A 17,698-nucleotide genomic window follows, 5' to 3' on the forward strand; every position below is an offset into this window, starting at 1 on the left:
CCTCCGCCCTTTCTCCTCCTCTCCTTCGCGCCCGCGCGAGTCCGCTCGCCGGCGCGTTGGCCGAACGGAGGCCTGCCGGATCGGCGGGAGCGTCCCTCTCTCGCCGTCGCTTTCGCCGCTCGTGCCGCGTTCGTCTCCTCCCTTCGCCTCTTCTCGGGCCTTCCGGCGCGCGCTTCCCCGTCTGTCGTACGTCGCTGCCGCGCCCTTGCTCGCGGCGCCCGTCGACGTGCCGTCCGGCATGCCGCCCGCCGGCCCCTCCAGACCGCTCGCGGCCCGTCTCGCATCGCGCGCCTCGTTCGCCGAACCTTCGCTCCTTCCTTTCCCGTCTTCGCTCCCTTTGCTGATCACACCCCATTCCATCAGGCAAAACGCACAAAACGCCACTCGGGGGTGTAGACGCTTCTCTCTGGCGACACGCATGATGGAAGGCGCTGCGTACCCGAGGAGAGAGGAGAGAGCCCATGGCAGAAACGCAATCGTTTGGCCGAAGAACCGCCGCAGCGAAGGCCAAACAGAAGAAAGGGGAGCCGAAGAAGGAGGTGAATTGGGTCAAGCTGATCGCCGCCGCGCTCGTCGGCATCGTCATCTGGTTCATCCCCGCACCCGCGGGCTTGGAGGCGCAGGCGTGGCACATGTTCGCCATCTTCGTGGCGACCATCGTGGCGCTCATCATCAAGCCGATGCCCATGGGGGCCATCGCCATCGTGGCCATCGCCCTGTGCGTGCTCACCGGCGTCACGTCGCTGTCCGATGGGCTGTCCGGGTTCTCGAATTCCACGATCTGGCTCATCGTCATCGCCTTCTTCATCTCGCGCGGCTTCATCAAGACGGGGCTGGGATCGCGCATCGCCTACCTGTTCGTGGAGAAGTTCGGCAAGAAGACGCTCGGGCTGTCCTACGCCCTGACGGCGACCGACCTCGTGCTCGCTCCGGCGATGCCCTCGAACACCGCCCGCGCCGGCGGCATCGTGTTCCCGCTCGTGCAGTCGCTGTCGAACACGTTCAAGTCGCGTCCCGACGACGGCACCGCGAACCGCATCGGCTCGTTTCTGCACTTGACGGCCTACCAGGTTGACATGGTCACGTCGGCCATGTTCATGACGTCGATGGCGGCCAACCCGCTGATCGTCCAGTTGGCGGCTGAGGCGGCGGGCATCGAGATCACCTGGGTGGGCTGGATCATGGCATCCATCGTTCCCGGCATCATCTCGCTTATCGTCGTGCCGATGGTGATCTACCGCCTCAGCACGCCCGAGGTCAAGGAGACCCCCGACGCGTCCGACATGGCCAAGGGCAAGCTGGCCGAGATGGGCCCCATGACCCTGCCCGAGAAGAAGATGATCGTCGTGTTCATCCTCATCCTCGTGCTGTGGATCGCGGGATCGAGCATCGACCTCGACGCCACGGCCACGGGCTTCATCGGCCTGGGCGTGCTGCTGCTCTCGGGCGTGCTCACGTGGGACGACGTCAAAAGCGAGAAGGGCGCGTGGGACACGCTCGTGTGGTTCTCCGCGCTGGTGATGATGGCGGGGCAGCTGAACACCCTCGGCATGATCCCGTGGTTCGGCGACCTCATGGGCGGCTTGGTGGGCGGCTTGAACTGGATCGTCACCCTGCTCGTCCTGGGGCTTGTGTACTACTTCGCGCACTACCTGTTTGCCAGCCAGACGGCACACGTCACCGCCATGTACGCGGCCTTCTTGACCGTGGCCGTGGCCGCGGGCGCGCCTCCCATGCTGGCGGCGCTCATCCTGGGCTTCTTCAGCAACCTGAACGGCGCGCTCACGCACTATGCGTGCGGCCCTGCCCCCATCTTCTTCGGGGCGGGCTACGTGTCGCAAGGCAAGTGGTGGTCGACCGGGTTCGTCGTGTCGGTGGTCAACATCGTCATCTGGATGCTCATCGGCGGCGTCTGGTGGAAGGTGCTCGGCCTTTGGTAGCGGCCTAGCGGCGCGAGGGTCGGACGGGGCCCGGGCGAAAGGGCCCCGTCCGGCTCGGCTGTAGGCTATCTGGTGAATCAGCGGAGAGAAGGAGAGAGGCATGAAGGAAATCAACGTCGAGCGGATCGCTTCGGAAGTGAAGCGCCTGTGCATCGAGGCCGCGTGCGACTTGCCGGTGGACGTGGAGAAGCTCATCGTTCACGCCGCGCAGACCGAAGAGTCGGACTTCGGCAAGTACGCCATGGAGAAGGTGTGCCGCAACGTGAAGATCGCTCGCGAGAACGAGGCGCCCATGTGCCAGGACACCGGCATGGTCATCGCGTTCGTCGAGATCGGCCAGGACGTGCACATTACAGGCGGTCTTCTGGAGGACGCCATCAACAAGGGCGTGTCCGAAGGCTACGTCGACGGGTACCTGCGCAAGTCAACCGTGATAGACCCTGTCTTCAACCGCAAGAACGCGGGCGACAACACGCCGGCCATCGTGTACACGACGCTCGTCGAAGGCGACGAGCTGCGCATCACCATCATGCCGAAGGGCGCGGGCAGCGAGAACATGAGCAAGCTCAAGATGCTCAAGCCGGCCGACGGCCTGGAGGGCGTGAAGCGCTTCATCGTCGACGCGGTGGTGAACGCCGGCGGCAACCCCTGCCCGCCGACCATCGTGGGCGTGGGCATCGGCGGCAACGCCGACAAGGCCATGCTGCTGTCGAAGGTGGCGCTGCGCCGCGAAGCCGGCGCTCCGAACCCCGATCCCGCATACGCCGAGCTCGAGCGCGACCTTCTGAGGGAGATCAACAAGTCGGGCGTGGGGCCGCAGGGCTTCGGCGGGCGCAACACGGCGCTCGCGGTGCAGATCGAGACGTATCCCACCCACATCGCCACGATGCCCGTGGCCGTCACGCTCAACTGCCATGCCGCGCGCCACAAGGAGGTCGTGCTGTAGGCGCGGCGCGCACGACGAGGTTTCCGAACAAGCTCGAACAAGAGGAGAGAAATCATGGCTGAAGCAAAGCAAGTCGTCACTCCGCTCACCGACGACGTGGTGAGGTCGCTCAAGTGCGGCGACATGGTCAACGTCTCGGGCGTCATCTACACCGGACGGGATGCGGCCCACAAGATCATGGTGGAGATGATAGAGAAGGGCGAGCAGCTGCCCGTGGACTTCCAGGGCCAGGTCATCTACTACGCCGGCCCCACGCCCGCCAAGCCCGGCCGCGTCATCGGATCGTGCGGCCCCACGACGTCCGGGCGCATGGACGCGTACTCGCCCGCGATGATGGAGCAGGGGCTCAAGGGCATGATCGGCAAGGGGCCGCGCTCCAAGGAGGTCGTCGACGCCATGGTGAAGAACAACGTGGTGTACTTCGCGGCCATCGGCGGTGCGGCGGCGCTCATCGCCGACAGCGTCAAGGAGTGCGAGGTCGTGGCGTTCGACGACTTGGGTCCCGAGGCCGTCCGCCGTCTGCGCGTGGAGAACTACCCTTGCATCGTCGCCATCGACTCCGAGGGCAACAACCTCTACGAGCAGGGCGTCGAGCAGTACAAGATCGCCGAATAGGGGACGGGATGCAAACGTACGACATCGTCATCGTGGGGGCGGGAGGCGCCGGCATGGCGGCCGCCCTCAACGCCAGCAAGGACCCCTCGCTGAGCGTGGCCGTCCTATCCAAGGTGTTCCCCACCCGCTCCCACACCGGAGCCGCGCAGGGCGGCATGAACGCGGCGCTCGCGTACCGCGACCCCGAGGACACCGTGGAAAGCCACTTCTTCGACACGGTCAAGGGCAGCGATTACCTGGCCGACCAGGATGCCGTCGAGTTCTTCGTGTCCGGTATGCCGGAGCTTGTGCTGGAGCTCGAGTCGATGGGCGTGCCCTACTCGCGCGACGAGCAGGGCCGCATCGCCCAGCGCCCGTTCGGCGGCGCGTCGAGCCCGCGGTGCTGCTACTCGGCCGACAAGACGGGGCACGTGGTGCTGCATGCCCTGTACGAGACCTGCGTGAAGAACGGCGTGCATTTCCTCGAGGAGTTCAACCTGCTCGACATCGCGGCCGTAGACGGCCAGCTGCAGGGGATCGTGGCCATCGACCTGCGGAACGGCGAGATCGTGTCGTTCCGCGCCCGCGCGGTGGTCATCGCCTCGGGCGGGTTCGGCCGCGTCTACTGGACGCGCACCACGAACGCCACGAACATGACCGGCGACGGCGTGGCGGCGTGCCTGCGCGCGGGCATCCCCGTGAAGGATCCCGAGTTCGTGCAGTTTCATCCCACCGGGCTGGCCTCCACGGGCGTGCTGCTTTCCGAGGCGGCGCGCGGCGAGGGCGGCATCCTCGTCAACAACAAAGGCGAGCGCTTCATGGAGCGCTACGCGCCCGACAAGATGGAGCTCGGGCCGCGCGACCTCGTGTCTCGCTCAATCGAGACGGAGATCAAGGAAGGGCGCGGGTTCGGCGAGGGCATGAAGAGCTACGTGCTCATCGATCTGCGCCACCTCGGGGCCGAGAAGATCCTCGAGCGCCTTCCGCAGGTGCGCGAGCTCGCCATGAACTTCGAGGGCGTCGACATGATCGAAGAGCCCGTGCCCATCCGCCCGTCGAACCACTACATGATGGGCGGCATCGACGTGGTCGATTACAAGACGTGCGGCACGGCCATCGACGGACTGCACGCCGCCGGCGAATGCAGCTGCATCTCGGTGCACGGTGCGAACCGTCTCGGTGGCAACTCGGTCTCCGAGGTCGTGTTCTTCGGCACCCAGGCCGGCAAGGCGGCGGTGCAGACGGCCCATCGGCGGCAGCTGGGGGCTACCGACCGCCTGGAGGAGCTCGAGGCCCGTTGGAACGAGCGCTTCGACTCTTTGCGCTCCAAGCGCGAGGGGGCGAGCCTGTACGGCATCCGCGACCGCATGGCCAAGGCCATGTGGGATGGCGTGGGCATCTTCCGCGACGGCTCTTCCATGGAGGAAGCCGAGCAGGTGGTGGACGAGTGCCTGGAGGCCTACCGCGGCGCGGTCATCGGCGACGGGTCGCGGCGCTACAACACCGCGTTCATGAACTACGTCGAGGTGGGAAACGTGCTGCAGCTGGCCAAGACCGTGGTCATGGGCGCCCGCGCGCGCACCGAGACGCGCGGGGCGCACTCGCGGCAGGACTGCCCATCCCGCGATGACGCGAACTTCCTCAAGCACACGCTCGTGAGCCTCGACGGCGGCGCCTTCAAGATCGGCTACCGACCCGTGGCCGTCACGAAGTTCCAGCCGCAGGAGAGGAAGTACTGATGGAAACGATCACCTTCAACATCAAGCGCTTCGACGGGGAGCGGACCTGGAACCAGGAGTACCGCCTTCCCCGCGAGACGAGCACGCTTCTGGGGTGCCTCACGAAGATCCGCGAGGAGCAGGACCCCACCTTGAACTTCACGAGCAACTGCCGCGCCGCCATCTGCGGCAGCTGCGCCGTGCAGGTGAACGGCAGCGCGTTTCTCGCCTGCGAGACGCAGCTCGACGCGCTTCTGGACACCTACCAGACCACGACGCTGTACCTGGAGCCGCTCAACCACTTCCCGGTCGTCCGCGACCTCGTGGTGGACTTCGCCCCGGTCGAGAAGGGCATGCGCAAGGTGGATGCCTGGCTGTGCCCGTCGAAGGAGCGGCGCGACCACCTGCAGTCCGAGGCCGACTTCCACAAGATAGCCAAGCCCGCCGACTGCATCCTGTGCGGCGTGTGCGTATCGGAGTGCCGCGAGCTCGCCTACGACGACGGCACGTACCTGCCGCCGGCCATGATGAACAAGGCCTACCGCTTCGAGCGCGACTCGCGCGACGGCGAGCGCGGCAAGCGCGTCTTGGCCGCGCTGAAGAACAACCTGTGGAAGTGCATCCACTGCGAGCAGTGCTCTTCGAAATGCCCGAAGAAGATACCTGTGGCCGACGAGGTGTCGTACCTGCGCCGTCGAGCCATCGCCCTCGGCGAGACGAAGAGCGAGGGCGCGCGCCACGCGTTCTCGTTCTACGACGACGTGCGCGCAACCGGCCTTCTGAACGAGACGATGCTCGCTTTGCGCACCGAGGGGCTGGGAAAGACCGTCGCCAACCGCATGCCCTTCGCGATCCGCATGGTGGCGGCCGGCAAGATGAACCCGCTGCACGCCCCCAAGCCGGTGCCGGGGATCGAGAGCGTGCGCAAGCTCTATGAGTTCTCGCAGAAGATGGAAAAGGAGGTCTAGCATGGCGAAGCTTCGCTACGCGTTCTTCCCGGGATGCACGCTCGAGTCGGCGGCCGGCGAGCTGAAAGTGTCCACGGAAAAGACCTGCAAGGCCCTCGGCATCGAGCTTGCGGAAGTGCCCGGATGGACGTGCTGCGGCGCCGCCCAGATCCAAGACATCGACGACTTTCTGGGCGTCGCCATCAACGCGCGCAACATAGCGCTCGCCGAAAAGGCGGGCTTCGACAAGATGCTCACCGTGTGCAACACCTGCACGCTCATGCTGCGCACGGCCAAGAAGCGCCTCGACGAGGACGAGGCGCTGCGCGCCAAGGTGAACGAGGCGCTCGTCCCTATGGGGCTGAGATACGAGGGCACCTGCGAGATCACCCACTACCTGTGGGCCCTTGTGCAGGACTACGGGCTCGACAACCTCAAGAAGCGCGTGAAGAGGCCCCTCTCGAACCTGAGCGTGGCCAACTTCTACGGGTGCCACATCCTCATGCCACCCGACGTCATGGGCTTCGAGAACCCGCGCAACCCCCGCTCCATGGAGATGCTCGCCGAGGCGCTGGGCGCGCGCAACGTGGACTTCGAGCAGCGCTTGGCGTGCTGCGGGTTCCACGCCATCTACCCGGCGGAATGCGAGGCGCTCGCCTCCAACGGGGTGAGCTGCCTCACGGCGCGTGCGGCGGGGGCCGACTGTCTGGTCACGCCCTGCCCGCTGTGCCATATGGCCATCGACATGTGGCAGGCCGACTCCCAGAAGCGCTTCGACGCGGACATCACCATGCCCGTCTTGCACCTGCCTCAGCTCGTGGGGCTGGCGCTCGGCTTCACGCCGAAGGAGATGGCCATCGACCGCCACGTGGTGAAGGCCGCGCCCATGCTGGAGAGGAAGCTGACATGAGCGACGTTCCGGCCGACGCGCTCGAGCGCATCGAGGAGCTTCGCCGCCGCATGGAGGAGGAGGGGGAGCCGGTCGCGGACGCCGTCGCGGCCGGCTCCCTCGACGGGGAGCTCGTGCTCGAGCAGAGGATGAGGCTCGTGGGCCGCCCTGGCTCCGCTTGGTACGCCGTGCCCTCGGACGAGGACTGGATGCACGACGCCCTGGCCGACGAGGCGTCCGTGGCCGGCACCCTGTACGCGTCCGACGAGCCGTTCCCCCTCGGGGCCGCCGCCGTCACGGGCTATTTCCAAGCCGACGGGGACGGGCGGTGGGCCCGGGTGGTTGCCGGGCGCGCGGAAGTGGGCGAGGGCGGTGCGGGATGGAGGGCGCACTTGGAGGATTTTCCCGAGGTCGTCGCCCAGTTCGAAGAATGCATGAGGGTTTCCGAATACCGGCACGCAGCCGAGCAGGCCGCCATGAAGCTCCTGGCGAGCGGCGGTTGATCCGACGAGGGCCGGTCTCGCGCGAAACGAAAGGAGTGAACGATGTTCATCGAAGTCGGATTCGGGAGCGGCACGCAGTCCGTCGAGGTGCCCGACGGCAACCTCATGGGGGTGCTCGCGCCCAACCGCGTCGAACACGATCTGACGGGCGTCGACGAGGTGATCCGGGCGCTCGAGAACCCCATCGGCACGCCCCGGCTGCGCAACATCGTGCGGCCGGGCGAGCGGATCGCCGTCGTCACAAGCGACATCACGCGCCCGTTTCCCACCTACGCCGTCATGCCGGCGCTCCTGGACGAGCTCTACGCCGCCGGCGTCGATCCCGCCGATATCACGCTCGTGTTCGCCTTGGGCAGCCACCGCTTCCACACCGAAGAGGAGCGGCGCCATCTGGCGGGCGAGCGCGCCTGGCGCGAGATCCGCTGCATCGACGGCGACCCTTCGTCGTGCGTGCACGTGGGAAAGACGAAAGCCGGCACGCCCGTGGACATCGTGGACGTCGTGGCCGATGCCGACCGCCGCATCTGCCTGGGCAACATCGAGTACCACTACTTCGCCGGGTACTCGGGCGGGGCGAAGGCCCTCATGCCGGGAGTGTCCACGCGCGAGGCCATCCAGGCCAACCACACGAAGATGGTCGATCCGCGCTCCTGCGCCGGAAACCTGGACGACAACCCGGTGCGCCAGGACATCGAGGAGGCGGCGGCCATGGTGGGCTGCGACTTTTTGCTGAACGTCGTGCTCGACGAGCGCAAGCGGATCGTCAAGGCGGTGGCCGGCGATCTCGTGCGGGCCCATCGCGAGGGATGCCGCTTCCTCGATTCCCTGTACCGCGTGGAGGTGCCCCGCCGCGCCGACGTCGTCATCGTGTCCCAGGGCGGCGCGCCGAAGGACCTCAACCTCTACCAAACCCAGAAGGCCCTCGACAACGCCAAGCACGTCGTGGCCGAGGGCGGCGTGGTCGTCCTCGTGGGCTCATGCGCCGAAGGCCTGGGCAACAAGACCTTCGAGGACTGGATGACACGCGCGAAAAGGCCCCGCGACCTTATCGATTGGGTGCAGGCGGACTTCAAGCTGGGGGGCCACAAGGCGGCGGCCATCGCCATGGTCATGGAGCATGCTGACGTCTACCTCGTGTCGGATTTGGATCCGGGGCTGGCGAGCGATCTGTTCTTCACCCCGTTCTCGACGCTGTCCGACGCCTACGCGGCTGCCATGGAGAAGATGGGGCCGGACGCCAGCGTGCTCGTCATGCCCTACGGCGGCTCCACGCTGCCGAAGTTGGCCGAATAGCGAAAGGCCGCCGCGCCAGCCTTTTCGGCGATGCCCGGAAGGGCTGGCGCGGGCGGGTCGTGCGGGCGCGCGATCGGATCCGCGCCCGCTCACGGAAGGGGAACGGATGCTGTACTGCGATCGATGCGCGCGCGGCGCGCGAAGGCGAGGGAGGGCGCTGATGGCCGACGAAGCTGCGCGTCGCGGGCAGAGGGTGGCGTTCTCGTGCTCCGCAGTCGGGTTGTCATGCATGTTCGGGGGCATCTGGCTGGGCGACAGGGAGGTGCTCGAGGCGAGCGGGCTGGAAAGCCCGGTTCTGTCCATGCGCATCTGCTCGCTGCTCATGTACGTCGTCCTGTTCGCCGTCGCGTGCCGGATCGTGCGCCGCCGCGTGGACGTGCGCCTGTTTCTGGGGGCGTGCTCGGCGCTCGGCTTGGCGCTGTTCGCCGCGGGCGCGCTCGTCGTCTTGGCGGTGATGCCGCAGCTTCCGGCCGACTGCGTCGATCGGCGGCTGGCCGGTTTGGCGGGGCTTTCGCTCACCAAGTTCGTCGGCGCGCCGGTGAGCGTTTGGCTTGCGTGCGCTTTCGCGCTGCTCGACCGAACCGCCGTGATGCGCGCGTGCGCCCTGGGCATGCTCGGCGCCTTCGCGCTGTACTCGACGCTGTCGCAGGCGGGCGTGGCGCAGCTTCTGGGAACCGTCGGGACCGTGGGCGCTGCGGGCCTTCTGCTCGTGTGCTCTGTCGCCCTGTGCATGACGGGGACGGAGCTTTCCCCTCGGACGGCCTCGCGGCGCGTGCCTCCCGGCGCGCTCGGGGCCGCGTTCGCCGCGCCTGGCGTGGTGAAGCGTCCGCTGTCGAAGGTGCTCACGCCCGGGTACGCGGTCGCCATCGTGCTGTCGGCCATGATGCTGGGCTTTCTGCGCAACGGCCTCGAGGTTGGCGCCTCCGCGGTGGGCGACCCCCATGCCGACCCCGCGTCGCTCGTCGCCCTCGTCGCGCTTTTGGCCGTCGCGCTTCTGTGGAAGGGTCTGCGCACCGAGCACGTGTTCTACGGGGCGCTTCTGTTCGCCACGGCGGGCATCCTTTTGCAGCCGGTGCTGTCCGTGGCCGCGCCGGGGGCCTCCGGGGTGCTGTGCGGCCTGGGCACTGCGCTGTTCGAGGTGGTCATGTGGTCGCTTGTGGTCTGGGTCGCCCGCAACAGCACGGACGCGTTCGTCGCGGCGGCCGCGGCGCGCCTGGTGGCGGTGGTCGGCCATCTTGCGGGCACGGCGGTGGTGATGGGCGTCGGCCTGATCTTGGGCTCGTCGCTTCAGGACACGCTGCATGCGAGCGGCCTTGTGGTGGTGCTCGTGTACGTGCTGCTGCTCGTGGCGCAGCTGGGCTTCTCTCCCCAGCTGCAGGTCCCGTTCCTGTCGCCGCCCGTCGCCGACGCCGACGCGTGCGGTGCGAGCGGCCCCGCTTCGCAGGACGCGGAAGGCGGCCAGGGAGAGTTCGCGGACGCGTCGCGCTCGGAGAGCGAGGCCGACATCGACCGGCGCTACTGGGTCGAGCCGTGCGACGCCGTCGCCGACATGTACCGTCTGACCGCGCGCGAGCGCGAGGTGCTCGAGCTGATGGCGCGGGGCCGCGACATGCCCTACATGGGCGAGACGCTGTGCATTTCCCGCAATACGCTCAAGATGCACATACGCCACATGTACACCAAGCTCGACGCCCACAGCCGCCAGGACGTCATCAGCATCGTCGAGGAGGCCCGCCAGCTGTCCTAGGCCCTCCGTCCGCTGCGGGACGCGTCGACGACCAGGACGTTGCAGGGGGCGGCGCGAAGGAGGGCGGCTCCCACGCCCGTGGCGACGCGGCAGCGCAGTCGGGCGGTCCTGCATCGTCCGCACACGACCAGGTCGGGCTCGAACGGCAGCATGAGCGACTCCACCACCGTCCGAACGGCGGGTCCCGCCTCGACGGCCAGCTCGAACGACGCGATCCCCTTGCTTTCCCGGGCGTCTTTCAGCACGTTCGCCAAGTTGCGTTCGAGGCGCTCTTTCGCCGAGCGGCGAAGCGCCTCGAGGTCGCCCATCGTCGCCTCGCGGGGAAGGGCGTCTGCGACATGGCCGAACAGCAGGCGCCCTTTGTCCCTTTCGGCCAGCGCGAGCGCGGTGCGGGCGACGGCTTCGCTCGCCGGCGTCTCGTCGAGCGCTGCGAAGATGCGCTGTCCTTCGGTGTCCATCATTCGCTCCTCTCCTCGGTTCCCGCATCACGGTTTACCATGCGCGCCCTTTCGGCGATACGCCCCCGAGGGGCGTAATCGTGCGGACAGGTATATAATTGCGTGGAATGACCGAACCGACTGCGAGGATGGACGATGGAGAACAAAGAAGAGCCGCTGCGCCTGCACCGCCAATGGCGCGGCAAGCTGGAGACCGTCCCCAAGATGAGGATAGCCACCCGCGAGGACCTGGCGCTCGCCTACACCCCCGGCGTGGCCGAGCCCTGCCGGGCGATCGCGGACGATCCGGATGCGGCCTACGCCTACACGATGAAGGCGAACACGGTGGCCGTGGTGAGCGACGGCAGCGCCGTTTTGGGCTTGGGCAACATCGGGCCGCTCGCCGCCCTGCCCGTCATGGAGGGCAAGTGCGCGCTGTTCAAGGCGTTCGGAGGGGTGAACGCGGTGCCCGTCTGCCTGGACACGCAGGATGTGGACGAGATCGTGGAGACGGTGATCCGCATCGCGCCCGCGTTCGGAGGCATCAACCTGGAGGACATCTCGGCGCCGCGCTGCTTCGAGGTGGAGCGCCGCCTCGTCGAGGCGCTCGACATCCCCGTGTTCCACGACGATCAGCACGGCACCGCCATCGTGGTGCTCTCCGGCGTCATCAACGCGCTGCGTTTGGTTGGCAAGCGCAAGGAGGAGTGCCGCGTGGTGGTCAACGGCGCGGGCTCGGCCGGCATCGCCATCGCGAAGCTCCTGCTCAGCTACGGGTTCCGGCATTTGACCCTCGTGGACCGCTGCGGCATCGTCAGCTCGCGCTCCGAAGGCATCAACGAGGCCCAGCGAGCCATGCTCGCGGTGACGAACCTCGACGACGTCGAGGGCGGGCTGGCCGACGCGCTCGTAGGCGCCGACGTGCTCGTGGGCGTGTCCGCTCCCGGCATCGTGAGCGCCGACATGGTGCGCTCGATGAACGACGACGCCGTCATCTTCGCCATGGCCAATCCCGAGCCGGAGATCTACCCCGACGAGGCCAAGGCCGCCGGCGCGCGCGTGGTGGGCACGGGTCGCTCGGACTTCCCGAACCAGATCAACAACGTGGTGGCGTTCCCCGGCATCTTCAAGGGCGCGCTCGAGGGCCGCGCGCGCCGCATCACGGAGGAGATGAAGCTCGCAGCCGCCCAGGCGCTGGCCGACCTCGTGTCCGACGAGGAGCTGAGCGAGGACTTCATCATGCCCGAGCCGTTCGACCCGCGCACCGTGGAGCGCGTGGCGAAGGCCGTGAGGGACTGCGCCGCCCGCGAGCGCGAGGGCCGGCCGTGCTGATCGAGGTGGACGAGGGCCGCTGCGTCGGCTGCGGCAGGTGCGCGGCGGACTGCGTGGGCTCGAACCTGCGGGTGGAGGCGGGCGTCGCGCGCGTGCGGGGGCGCTGCATCCTGTGCGGGCACTGCGTGGCCGTGTGCCCGGAGGAGGCGGTGTCCATCCCCTGCCTCGACATGGCCGACGTGGAGCCCGCCGCGCCCGCGGCCGAGACGATCGACGCGGCCGCGCTCCTGCGCGCCATCAAGTCGCGGCGCAGCGTGCGCGACTACCTTCCGCGGCGGGTGGGCGACGAGGCGCTCTCGCTCGTGCTCGAGGCGGGCCGCTACACGGCCACGGCGAAGAACGCGCAGGGGTGCCGCTTCATCGTCGTGCAGGACGGGCTCGAGGAGCTGAAGCGCATCGTGTGGGACGGCATCGACGGGCTGCTCGAGCTGCCGGCGTCCGAGGCGCCGCGCTGGACGGGGCCCTACCGGTCGTTCGCGCGCGACGTGCGACGCGATCCTGCGCGCGACTTCCTGTTCCGCAACGCCCCTGCGGCGCTGTTCGTGGCCGCCGAGCGCGCCGACGACGCGGGCCTCGCGGCGCAGAGCATGGAGCTGGTGGCCGCGTCTGCGGGGCTGGGCGCGCTCTACAACGGCTACCTCTGCCGCGCGGTCGAGGCTATCCCGCAGGCGCGGGCGTTCGTCGGAGCCGACGAGAGGCCGCTGCAGGTGTGCATGCTGCTGGGGTATCCGGCCGTCTCCTACGCGCGCACGGCCCCGCGCAAGCCCGGAGACTTCGTGGTGAGGTAGAAGCGCCTGGGGCCGCGGCGGCGCGTGGCGCGGGCCGAAGGCGGGTCGGGTCGGCCCGCAGCCTTGCGGGCCGCATGTGCGTGCCGCTGCGGCGCGCTTGCGGTATAATCGTCCGCATGGAATTCATCGTCACGAAATCACAGGTCGCGGACGCGGTGCGCGCGGCTGTTCCGCGACTTGCGTGCGCGCTGCCCTCCGATGTGGAGGCCGCGCTCGTTGCGGCTCGCGACCGGGAGGACCATCCCCGTGGGCGCGTCGTTCTCGACCAGCTGGTCGAGAACGCCCGCATCGCCGCGCGCGAGCGCGTGCCGGTCTGCCAGGACACCGGCACCGTGTGGGCGTGCCTTGAGGTGGGGCCGGACGTGCTCGTGCGCGGCGACGTGTTCTCCGAGGTGGACGGGGCCGTGGCGAGCGTCCGCGCCGAGGCGCGGCTGCGCGCCTCGGTCGTGCGCGACGCCGCGTTCGACCGCGCGAACACAGCCGACAACACCCCGGCGTTCTGCGAGGTCCGCTTCGTGGACGAGCCGGGCGCGGCGCGGCTGCACGTCATGCTCAAAGGCGGCGGGTCGGACAACGCGAGCCGCGTGGTCATGCTCGCTCCGGGAGCGGGCATGCAAGGCGTCGTGGACGAGGTCGTGCGCTGCGTGCGCGAGAAGGGCGCGAACGCGTGCCCGCCGCTCGTGATCGGCGTCGGCGTCGGGGGCACGTTCGACAAGGTGGCCGGCCTCGCGAAGCGGGCGCTCATGCGCCCCGTGGGCGAGCCGGCGGCCGATCCGCGCGCCGCGGAGCTCGAAAAGGAGCTGCTCGCAGCCGTGAACGCCACGGGTGTGGGCCCCGGGGGCCTGGGTGGTCGCACGACCGCGCTTTCCGTGCGCGTGGCCACGGCGCCGTGCCACATCGCGGCGCTGCCGCTGGCCGTCAACATGGGATGCAGCGCGATGCGGAGGGCGACCATCGACTTGAGGGAGGCGGCTGTCGAAGGCGGCGGGCCCGGGCGCGCGACGCTGTCCGCGCCGGAGCGCGTCGGGCGCATCGGAGGGGAGGAGAGGATCCGCCTTTCCCTGCCGCTTGACCGCGAGCGGATGGCCGAGCTCAAGGCGGGCGATGCGTGTTTGCTCACCGGCGTGCTGTACACGCTGCGCGACGCGGGCCACGTGCGCCTCGTGGACGAGCTTGCGCGAGGAGGCGGGCGGCTGCCGTACGGCCTCGACGGCCAGACGATCTTCTACGCGGGTCCGACGCCCGCGGCGGCCGGACGGCCCTTCGGGGCGATCGGCCCCACGACGGCGAGCCGCATGGACTTCGCCGCTCCGGCGCTTTACCGGGCGGGCGTCGCGGCCACGGTGGGCAAGGGGCGCCGCGGGCGCGAGGTGCGCGAGGCGTGCCGCGAGACGGGTTCCGTTTATTTCGTGGCGTGCGGCGGCGCGGCGGCGTATCTGGCCCGGTGCGTGGCATCATCGGAGACGGTGGCGTACGACGATCTGGGGACGGAGGCGCTTCGCCGCATCGAGGTCGTGGACTTCCCGGTGTTCGTGGGCGTCGACGCGCGCGGCGCCGACGTGCACGAGCTCGCGTGAGCCGTCCGTCCGTTTCCCGAGAGAAGGATCGAAGAGGCATCCGTGACACAGGACCAGCAGCAATCCGATGCCCCTCGCGGCATCTTCATCACGTTCGAAGGCGGCGAGGGCGCCGGCAAAACGACGCATATCCGATTTCTGTCCGAGGCGCTCAAGGCGCGCGGACGAGAGGTTGTGCGCCTGCGCGAGCCCGGCGGCACCGACATCGGCGAGCGGCTGCGCGGCGTCCTGCTCGACCCGCGCAACACCGCCCTGTCCGACGAGGCCGAGCTTCTGCTCTACGAGGCGGCGCGCGCCCAGATCGTCGCCGAGGTGGTGAAGCCTGCGCTCGAGCGCGGCGCGGTGGTGCTCTGCGACCGCTTCACGGACTCCACGGTTGCCTACCAGGGCTACGGACGCGGCCTGTCCCGCGCGTTTATCGACGAGGCGAACGCGTTCGCCTGCCAGGGCGTCGCGCCCGATCGCACCATCCTGCTCGTCGCCGGCGGCGACGCGCGCACGGGCCTCGCGCGCGCGACGCATCGCGGGGCCGACCGCCTCGAGCGCGCCGGCGAGGAGTTCCACGCCCAGGTGAACGACGCGTTCCTCGAGATCGCGCGCGCCTGTCCCGAGCGCGTGCGCGTCGTCGAGTCGGACAGGCGCAAGTCGCGCACCGCGGCCGCGGTGTTCGCCGAGCTTTCCGACCTGTTCCCGTGGATGGAGGGCCTAGCCGAGGCCGACCCCGCCTTTTTCGGGCGGCTCGACGCGAAGCGCTCGAAGGTGAGGGCGTGATGCCCGTGTCCGACGCGTTCGAGAACATCCTCGGCCAGCCGAAGGTGCGCGAGCTCCTCCGCGCCGCCGTGGCGCAGGACAGGGTGAGCCACGCCTACCTGTTCACGGGCCCCGCCGGCTCGAACAAGACGCTCGCCGCCTATGCCTTCGCCCAGGCCGTCCTCTGCCCGAAGGGCCCCGGCGGGCCGTGCGGCGGCGAGTGCGGCGCCTGCGACGCCTGCCGGCGCATCATGCGCCGCAAGCACCCCGACGTGCGCTTCTTCTCGCCCGAGGGGGCGAGCGGCTACCTCGTCGATCAGATCCGTGACATCGTGGCCGACACGGCGCTTTCGCCCATCCAGGCCGCGCGCAAGGTCTACATCCTCGACAGGGTGGACCTGCTCGGCGTGCAGGCCGCCAACGCCTTCCTCAAGACGCTCGAGGAGCCTCCGGCCGACGTGGTGCTCGTGCTTCTGGGCCGCACGCGCGAGAGCGTGCTGCCCACCATCGTGTCGCGCTGCCAGGTGGTGCCGTTCCGCTTCATCCCGCCCGCCGAGGCCGCGGGCATCATCGCGCAGAACTCCGGCGCCTCTCCCGAGCTGTCGCGCGTGGCGCTCGCGGCGTGCGACGGCTCGATCACGCGCGCGGTGGAGTTCCTCCGCTCCAACGAGCGCCGGGCGTTCCGGACGCGCGTGCTCGAGGTGCTCGCCTGCCTGCGCTCCGCCGACGACTGGGATCTCCTGGGCTTCGCGGGCGAGCTTCTGACGCTGGCCAAGGCCCCGCTCGACGTCGTGCGCGCCGAGCAGGAGCAGGAGCTGGCCGACAACGCCGACTTCTTGGCGAAGTCGGCCATCCGCCAGATCGAGGCGCGCAACAAACGGCAGCTCACGGCCAAGACGCTCGAGTCGCTGCGCCAGCTCGCCGCCATCGCGCGCTCGTGGCTGCGCGACGTCGCGGCCGTGTGCGCCGAGGCGCCCGAGCTCGTGATCAACACCGACGCGCTCGCGGGCATCCGCGAGGCGGCCGCCTCGACCGACGAGGCCTGCGTCGCCGCCGCGCTTGCGGCCGTGCGCCGCTGCGACGAGGCGATCTCGTATAATGTGTCCCCGGAAACCTGCGTCGACGCGCTTCTGATCGAGGTGCGCGACCTTCTGTACGAAGCGAAATCCCCCGCCCTTGCGCGCGGGTCGAGATAGACGAGGAGGGCCCCGATGGCTCGGATAGCTCCCGTGAACCTGTACTACAACCCCAAGACGCTCTGGTTCGACGCCGGAGAGCTCGACATCAAGGCCGGAGACGGGCTCGTGGTGTCCACCGCCCGCGGAACCGAGTTCGGGCGCGCGGCGGGCGAGGTGTTCGAGGCCGACGCGGCCAAGGTGAAGAAGCTCAAGACGCCGCTCAAGCCCGTCAAGCGCCTCGCCACGCCCGAGGACGAAAGGCGGGCGGCCGAGATGGAGCGCAAGTCGCGCGAGGCGCTGCCGGTGTTCAAGGAGATGGCCGCCGAGGCGGGGGCCGACATGCGCCCGGTGTCGGTGGAGTACCTGCTCGACGGCGACAAGGCGGTGTTCTACTTCGAGGCCGAGGAGCGCGTGGACTTCCGCGACCTCGTGCGCAAGCTGGCGGCGCGCTTCCACGTGCGCATCGACATGCGCCAGATCGGTGTGCGCGACGAGGCGCGCATGGTGGGCGGCCTCGGCCATTGCGGCCAGGAGCTGTGCTGCAAGCGCCTGGGCGGCGAGTTCTGCCCCGTGTCCATCCGCATGGCCAAGGAGCAGGACCTCTCGCTCAACCCCCAGAAGATATCGGGCGTGTGCGGGCGGCTCATGTGCTGTCTGCGCTACGAGTTCGAGGCGTACAAGGACTTCAAGAGCCGCGCGCCCAAGCAGAACTCGACCGTGGACACGCCCGCCGGCCCGGCGAAGGTGGTCGATCTCGACGTGCCGCGCGAGACCGTGTCGCTCAAAGTGGAGGGCGAGAAGCCCGTGAAGGTTCCGCTCGCCGACTTCGAGCCGCCCGAGGAGGACTCGGCGCGCCCGAAGGCGGTGGGGGAGGAGGCGTGGGAGGCTGCGAGCGCGCGCACGGCCGCAGGAGCGGCGGGCGAGAGCTCCATCTTCGCCACCTCGCAGCTGACCGGCGCCGACAAGCTGGCCGATCCGGGCGCGGTGCGCAGGGTGGGCCGCGGGGGGCAGCGCTCGGCCGCCCCGGCGCGCGACGGACGCTCCGGCGCGGGCGAGGGG

At 69.2% G+C, this 17,698-nt stretch carries 16 protein-coding genes; 15 read left to right on the forward strand and 1 reads right to left on the reverse strand.

The features are described from left to right. Window positions 1-461: 461 nt before the first annotated feature. The 9 genes from C2L80_RS00590 to C2L80_RS00630 all read left to right on the forward strand — a co-directional run bounded on the left by C2L80_RS00590 (window position 462) and on the right by C2L80_RS00630 (window position 10,577). Window positions 462-1,940 carry an anion permease gene (locus tag C2L80_RS00590; RefSeq protein WP_087195334.1) on the forward strand — a complete coding sequence of 493 codons (1,479 nt, stop codon included), beginning with the start codon at window positions 462-464 and terminating at the stop codon, window positions 1,938-1,940. 100 nt (window positions 1,941-2,040) lie between these two features. Beyond that, window positions 2,041-2,886 carry a fumarate hydratase gene (locus tag C2L80_RS00595; protein WP_087195333.1) on the forward strand — a complete coding sequence of 282 codons (846 nt, stop codon included), beginning with the start codon at window positions 2,041-2,043 and terminating at the stop codon, window positions 2,884-2,886. Between the two features lie 54 nt (window positions 2,887-2,940). Continuing rightward, the gene (locus C2L80_RS00600) at window positions 2,941-3,501 is read left to right on the forward strand and encodes a Fe-S-containing hydro-lyase (protein ID WP_087195332.1); all 561 of its coding nucleotides are present in this window, start codon (window positions 2,941-2,943) and stop codon (window positions 3,499-3,501) included. A gap of 8 nt (window positions 3,502-3,509) precedes the next feature. Then, complete coding sequence (locus C2L80_RS00605; RefSeq protein WP_103262388.1) at window positions 3,510-5,219, forward strand: FAD-dependent oxidoreductase; 1,710 nt, start codon at window positions 3,510-3,512, stop codon at window positions 5,217-5,219. Further along, the gene (locus C2L80_RS00610) at window positions 5,219-6,166 is read left to right on the forward strand and encodes a succinate dehydrogenase/fumarate reductase iron-sulfur subunit (protein ID WP_103262389.1); all 948 of its coding nucleotides are present in this window, start codon (window positions 5,219-5,221) and stop codon (window positions 6,164-6,166) included. The genes C2L80_RS00605 and C2L80_RS00610 overlap by 1 nt, the downstream gene beginning before the upstream one ends. A 1-nt stretch (window position 6,167) precedes the next feature. Then, window positions 6,168-7,055, forward strand: a complete 888-nt coding sequence (locus tag C2L80_RS00615) for a CoB--CoM heterodisulfide reductase iron-sulfur subunit B family protein (protein WP_103262390.1) — start codon at window positions 6,168-6,170, stop codon at window positions 7,053-7,055. Then, a complete protein-coding gene (locus tag C2L80_RS00620) occupies window positions 7,052-7,537 on the forward strand; it encodes a hypothetical protein (RefSeq protein WP_103262391.1) in 486 nt (161 codons plus the stop codon). Before C2L80_RS00615 ends, C2L80_RS00620 begins: the two co-directional genes overlap by 4 nt. A gap of 42 nt (window positions 7,538-7,579) precedes the next feature. Next, window positions 7,580-8,830 carry a nickel-dependent malate racemase, LarAH6 family gene (gene larAH6, locus C2L80_RS00625; RefSeq protein ID WP_103262392.1) on the forward strand — a complete coding sequence of 417 codons (1,251 nt, stop codon included), beginning with the start codon at window positions 7,580-7,582 and terminating at the stop codon, window positions 8,828-8,830. Window positions 8,831-8,990: 160 nt separating this feature from the next. Continuing rightward, a complete protein-coding gene (locus C2L80_RS00630; RefSeq protein ID WP_129589864.1) occupies window positions 8,991-10,577 on the forward strand; it encodes a response regulator transcription factor in 1,587 nt (528 codons plus the stop codon). On the opposite strand, the gene C2L80_RS00635 is transcribed toward C2L80_RS00630, so the two are convergent. Next, window positions 10,574-11,038 carry a universal stress protein gene (locus C2L80_RS00635; RefSeq protein WP_087195325.1) on the reverse strand — a complete coding sequence of 155 codons (465 nt, stop codon included), beginning with the start codon at window positions 11,036-11,038 and terminating at the stop codon, window positions 10,574-10,576. The genes C2L80_RS00630 and C2L80_RS00635 overlap by 4 nt on opposite strands. A 132-nt stretch (window positions 11,039-11,170) precedes the next feature. Here C2L80_RS00635 and C2L80_RS00640 point away from each other — a divergent pair, with 132 nt between their 5' ends. The 6 genes from C2L80_RS00640 to C2L80_RS00670 all read left to right on the forward strand — a co-directional run. Next, window positions 11,171-12,346 (forward strand): NAD(P)-dependent malic enzyme, encoded by a 1,176-nt coding sequence (locus C2L80_RS00640; RefSeq protein WP_103262394.1) that lies wholly within the window; start codon window positions 11,171-11,173, stop codon window positions 12,344-12,346. Beyond that, window positions 12,340-13,134 carry a nitroreductase family protein gene (locus tag C2L80_RS00645; protein ID WP_103262395.1) on the forward strand — a complete coding sequence of 265 codons (795 nt, stop codon included), beginning with the start codon at window positions 12,340-12,342 and terminating at the stop codon, window positions 13,132-13,134. The genes C2L80_RS00640 and C2L80_RS00645 overlap by 7 nt, the downstream gene beginning before the upstream one ends. A 116-nt stretch (window positions 13,135-13,250) precedes the next feature. Beyond that, complete coding sequence (locus C2L80_RS14225; RefSeq protein WP_239938615.1) at window positions 13,251-14,711, forward strand: fumarate hydratase; 1,461 nt, start codon at window positions 13,251-13,253, stop codon at window positions 14,709-14,711. Window positions 14,712-14,753: 42 nt separating this feature from the next. Then, a complete protein-coding gene (gene tmk, locus C2L80_RS00660; RefSeq protein ID WP_103262396.1) occupies window positions 14,754-15,482 on the forward strand; it encodes a dTMP kinase in 729 nt (242 codons plus the stop codon). After that, entirely contained in the window at window positions 15,482-16,657 is a 1,176-nt protein-coding gene (locus C2L80_RS00665) for a DNA polymerase III subunit (RefSeq protein WP_420820248.1), read from the forward strand. The genes tmk and C2L80_RS00665 overlap by 1 nt, the downstream gene beginning before the upstream one ends. 15 nt (window positions 16,658-16,672) lie before the next feature. Further along, the coding region (locus C2L80_RS00670; RefSeq protein WP_275668717.1) for a PSP1 domain-containing protein at window positions 16,673-17,698 on the forward strand (1,026 nt) is incomplete at its 3' end.

Source organism: Rubneribacter badeniensis (genome assembly GCF_002899695.1).
Taxonomy (GTDB): domain Bacteria; phylum Actinomycetota; class Coriobacteriia; order Coriobacteriales; family Eggerthellaceae; genus Rubneribacter; species Rubneribacter badeniensis.

What these genes read in the sequence shown, in the direction of transcription:
- C2L80_RS00590 (WP_087195334.1), top strand. Translation starts at nt 462, where the DNA reads ATGGCAGAAACGCAATCGTTTGGCCGAAGAACCGCCGCAGCGAAGGCC.
- C2L80_RS00595 (WP_087195333.1), top strand. Translation starts at nt 2,041, where the DNA reads ATGAAGGAAATCAACGTCGAGCGGATCGCTTCGGAAGTGAAGCGCCTG.
- C2L80_RS00600 (WP_087195332.1), top strand. Translation starts at nt 2,941, where the DNA reads ATGGCTGAAGCAAAGCAAGTCGTCACTCCGCTCACCGACGACGTGGTG.
- C2L80_RS00605 (WP_103262388.1), top strand. Translation starts at nt 3,510, where the DNA reads ATGCAAACGTACGACATCGTCATCGTGGGGGCGGGAGGCGCCGGCATG.
- C2L80_RS00610 (WP_103262389.1), top strand. Translation starts at nt 5,219, where the DNA reads ATGGAAACGATCACCTTCAACATCAAGCGCTTCGACGGGGAGCGGACC.
- C2L80_RS00615 (WP_103262390.1), top strand. Translation starts at nt 6,168, where the DNA reads ATGGCGAAGCTTCGCTACGCGTTCTTCCCGGGATGCACGCTCGAGTCG.
- C2L80_RS00620 (WP_103262391.1), top strand. Translation starts at nt 7,052, where the DNA reads ATGAGCGACGTTCCGGCCGACGCGCTCGAGCGCATCGAGGAGCTTCGC.
- larAH6 (WP_103262392.1), top strand. Translation starts at nt 7,580, where the DNA reads ATGTTCATCGAAGTCGGATTCGGGAGCGGCACGCAGTCCGTCGAGGTG.
- C2L80_RS00630 (WP_129589864.1), top strand. Translation starts at nt 8,991, where the DNA reads ATGGCCGACGAAGCTGCGCGTCGCGGGCAGAGGGTGGCGTTCTCGTGC.
- C2L80_RS00635 (WP_087195325.1), bottom strand. Translation starts at nt 11,038, where the DNA reads ATGATGGACACCGAAGGACAGCGCATCTTCGCAGCGCTCGACGAGACG.
- C2L80_RS00640 (WP_103262394.1), top strand. Translation starts at nt 11,171, where the DNA reads ATGGAGAACAAAGAAGAGCCGCTGCGCCTGCACCGCCAATGGCGCGGC.
- C2L80_RS14225 (WP_239938615.1), top strand. Translation starts at nt 13,251, where the DNA reads ATGGAATTCATCGTCACGAAATCACAGGTCGCGGACGCGGTGCGCGCG.
- C2L80_RS00665 (WP_420820248.1), top strand. Translation starts at nt 15,482, where the DNA reads ATGCCCGTGTCCGACGCGTTCGAGAACATCCTCGGCCAGCCGAAGGTG.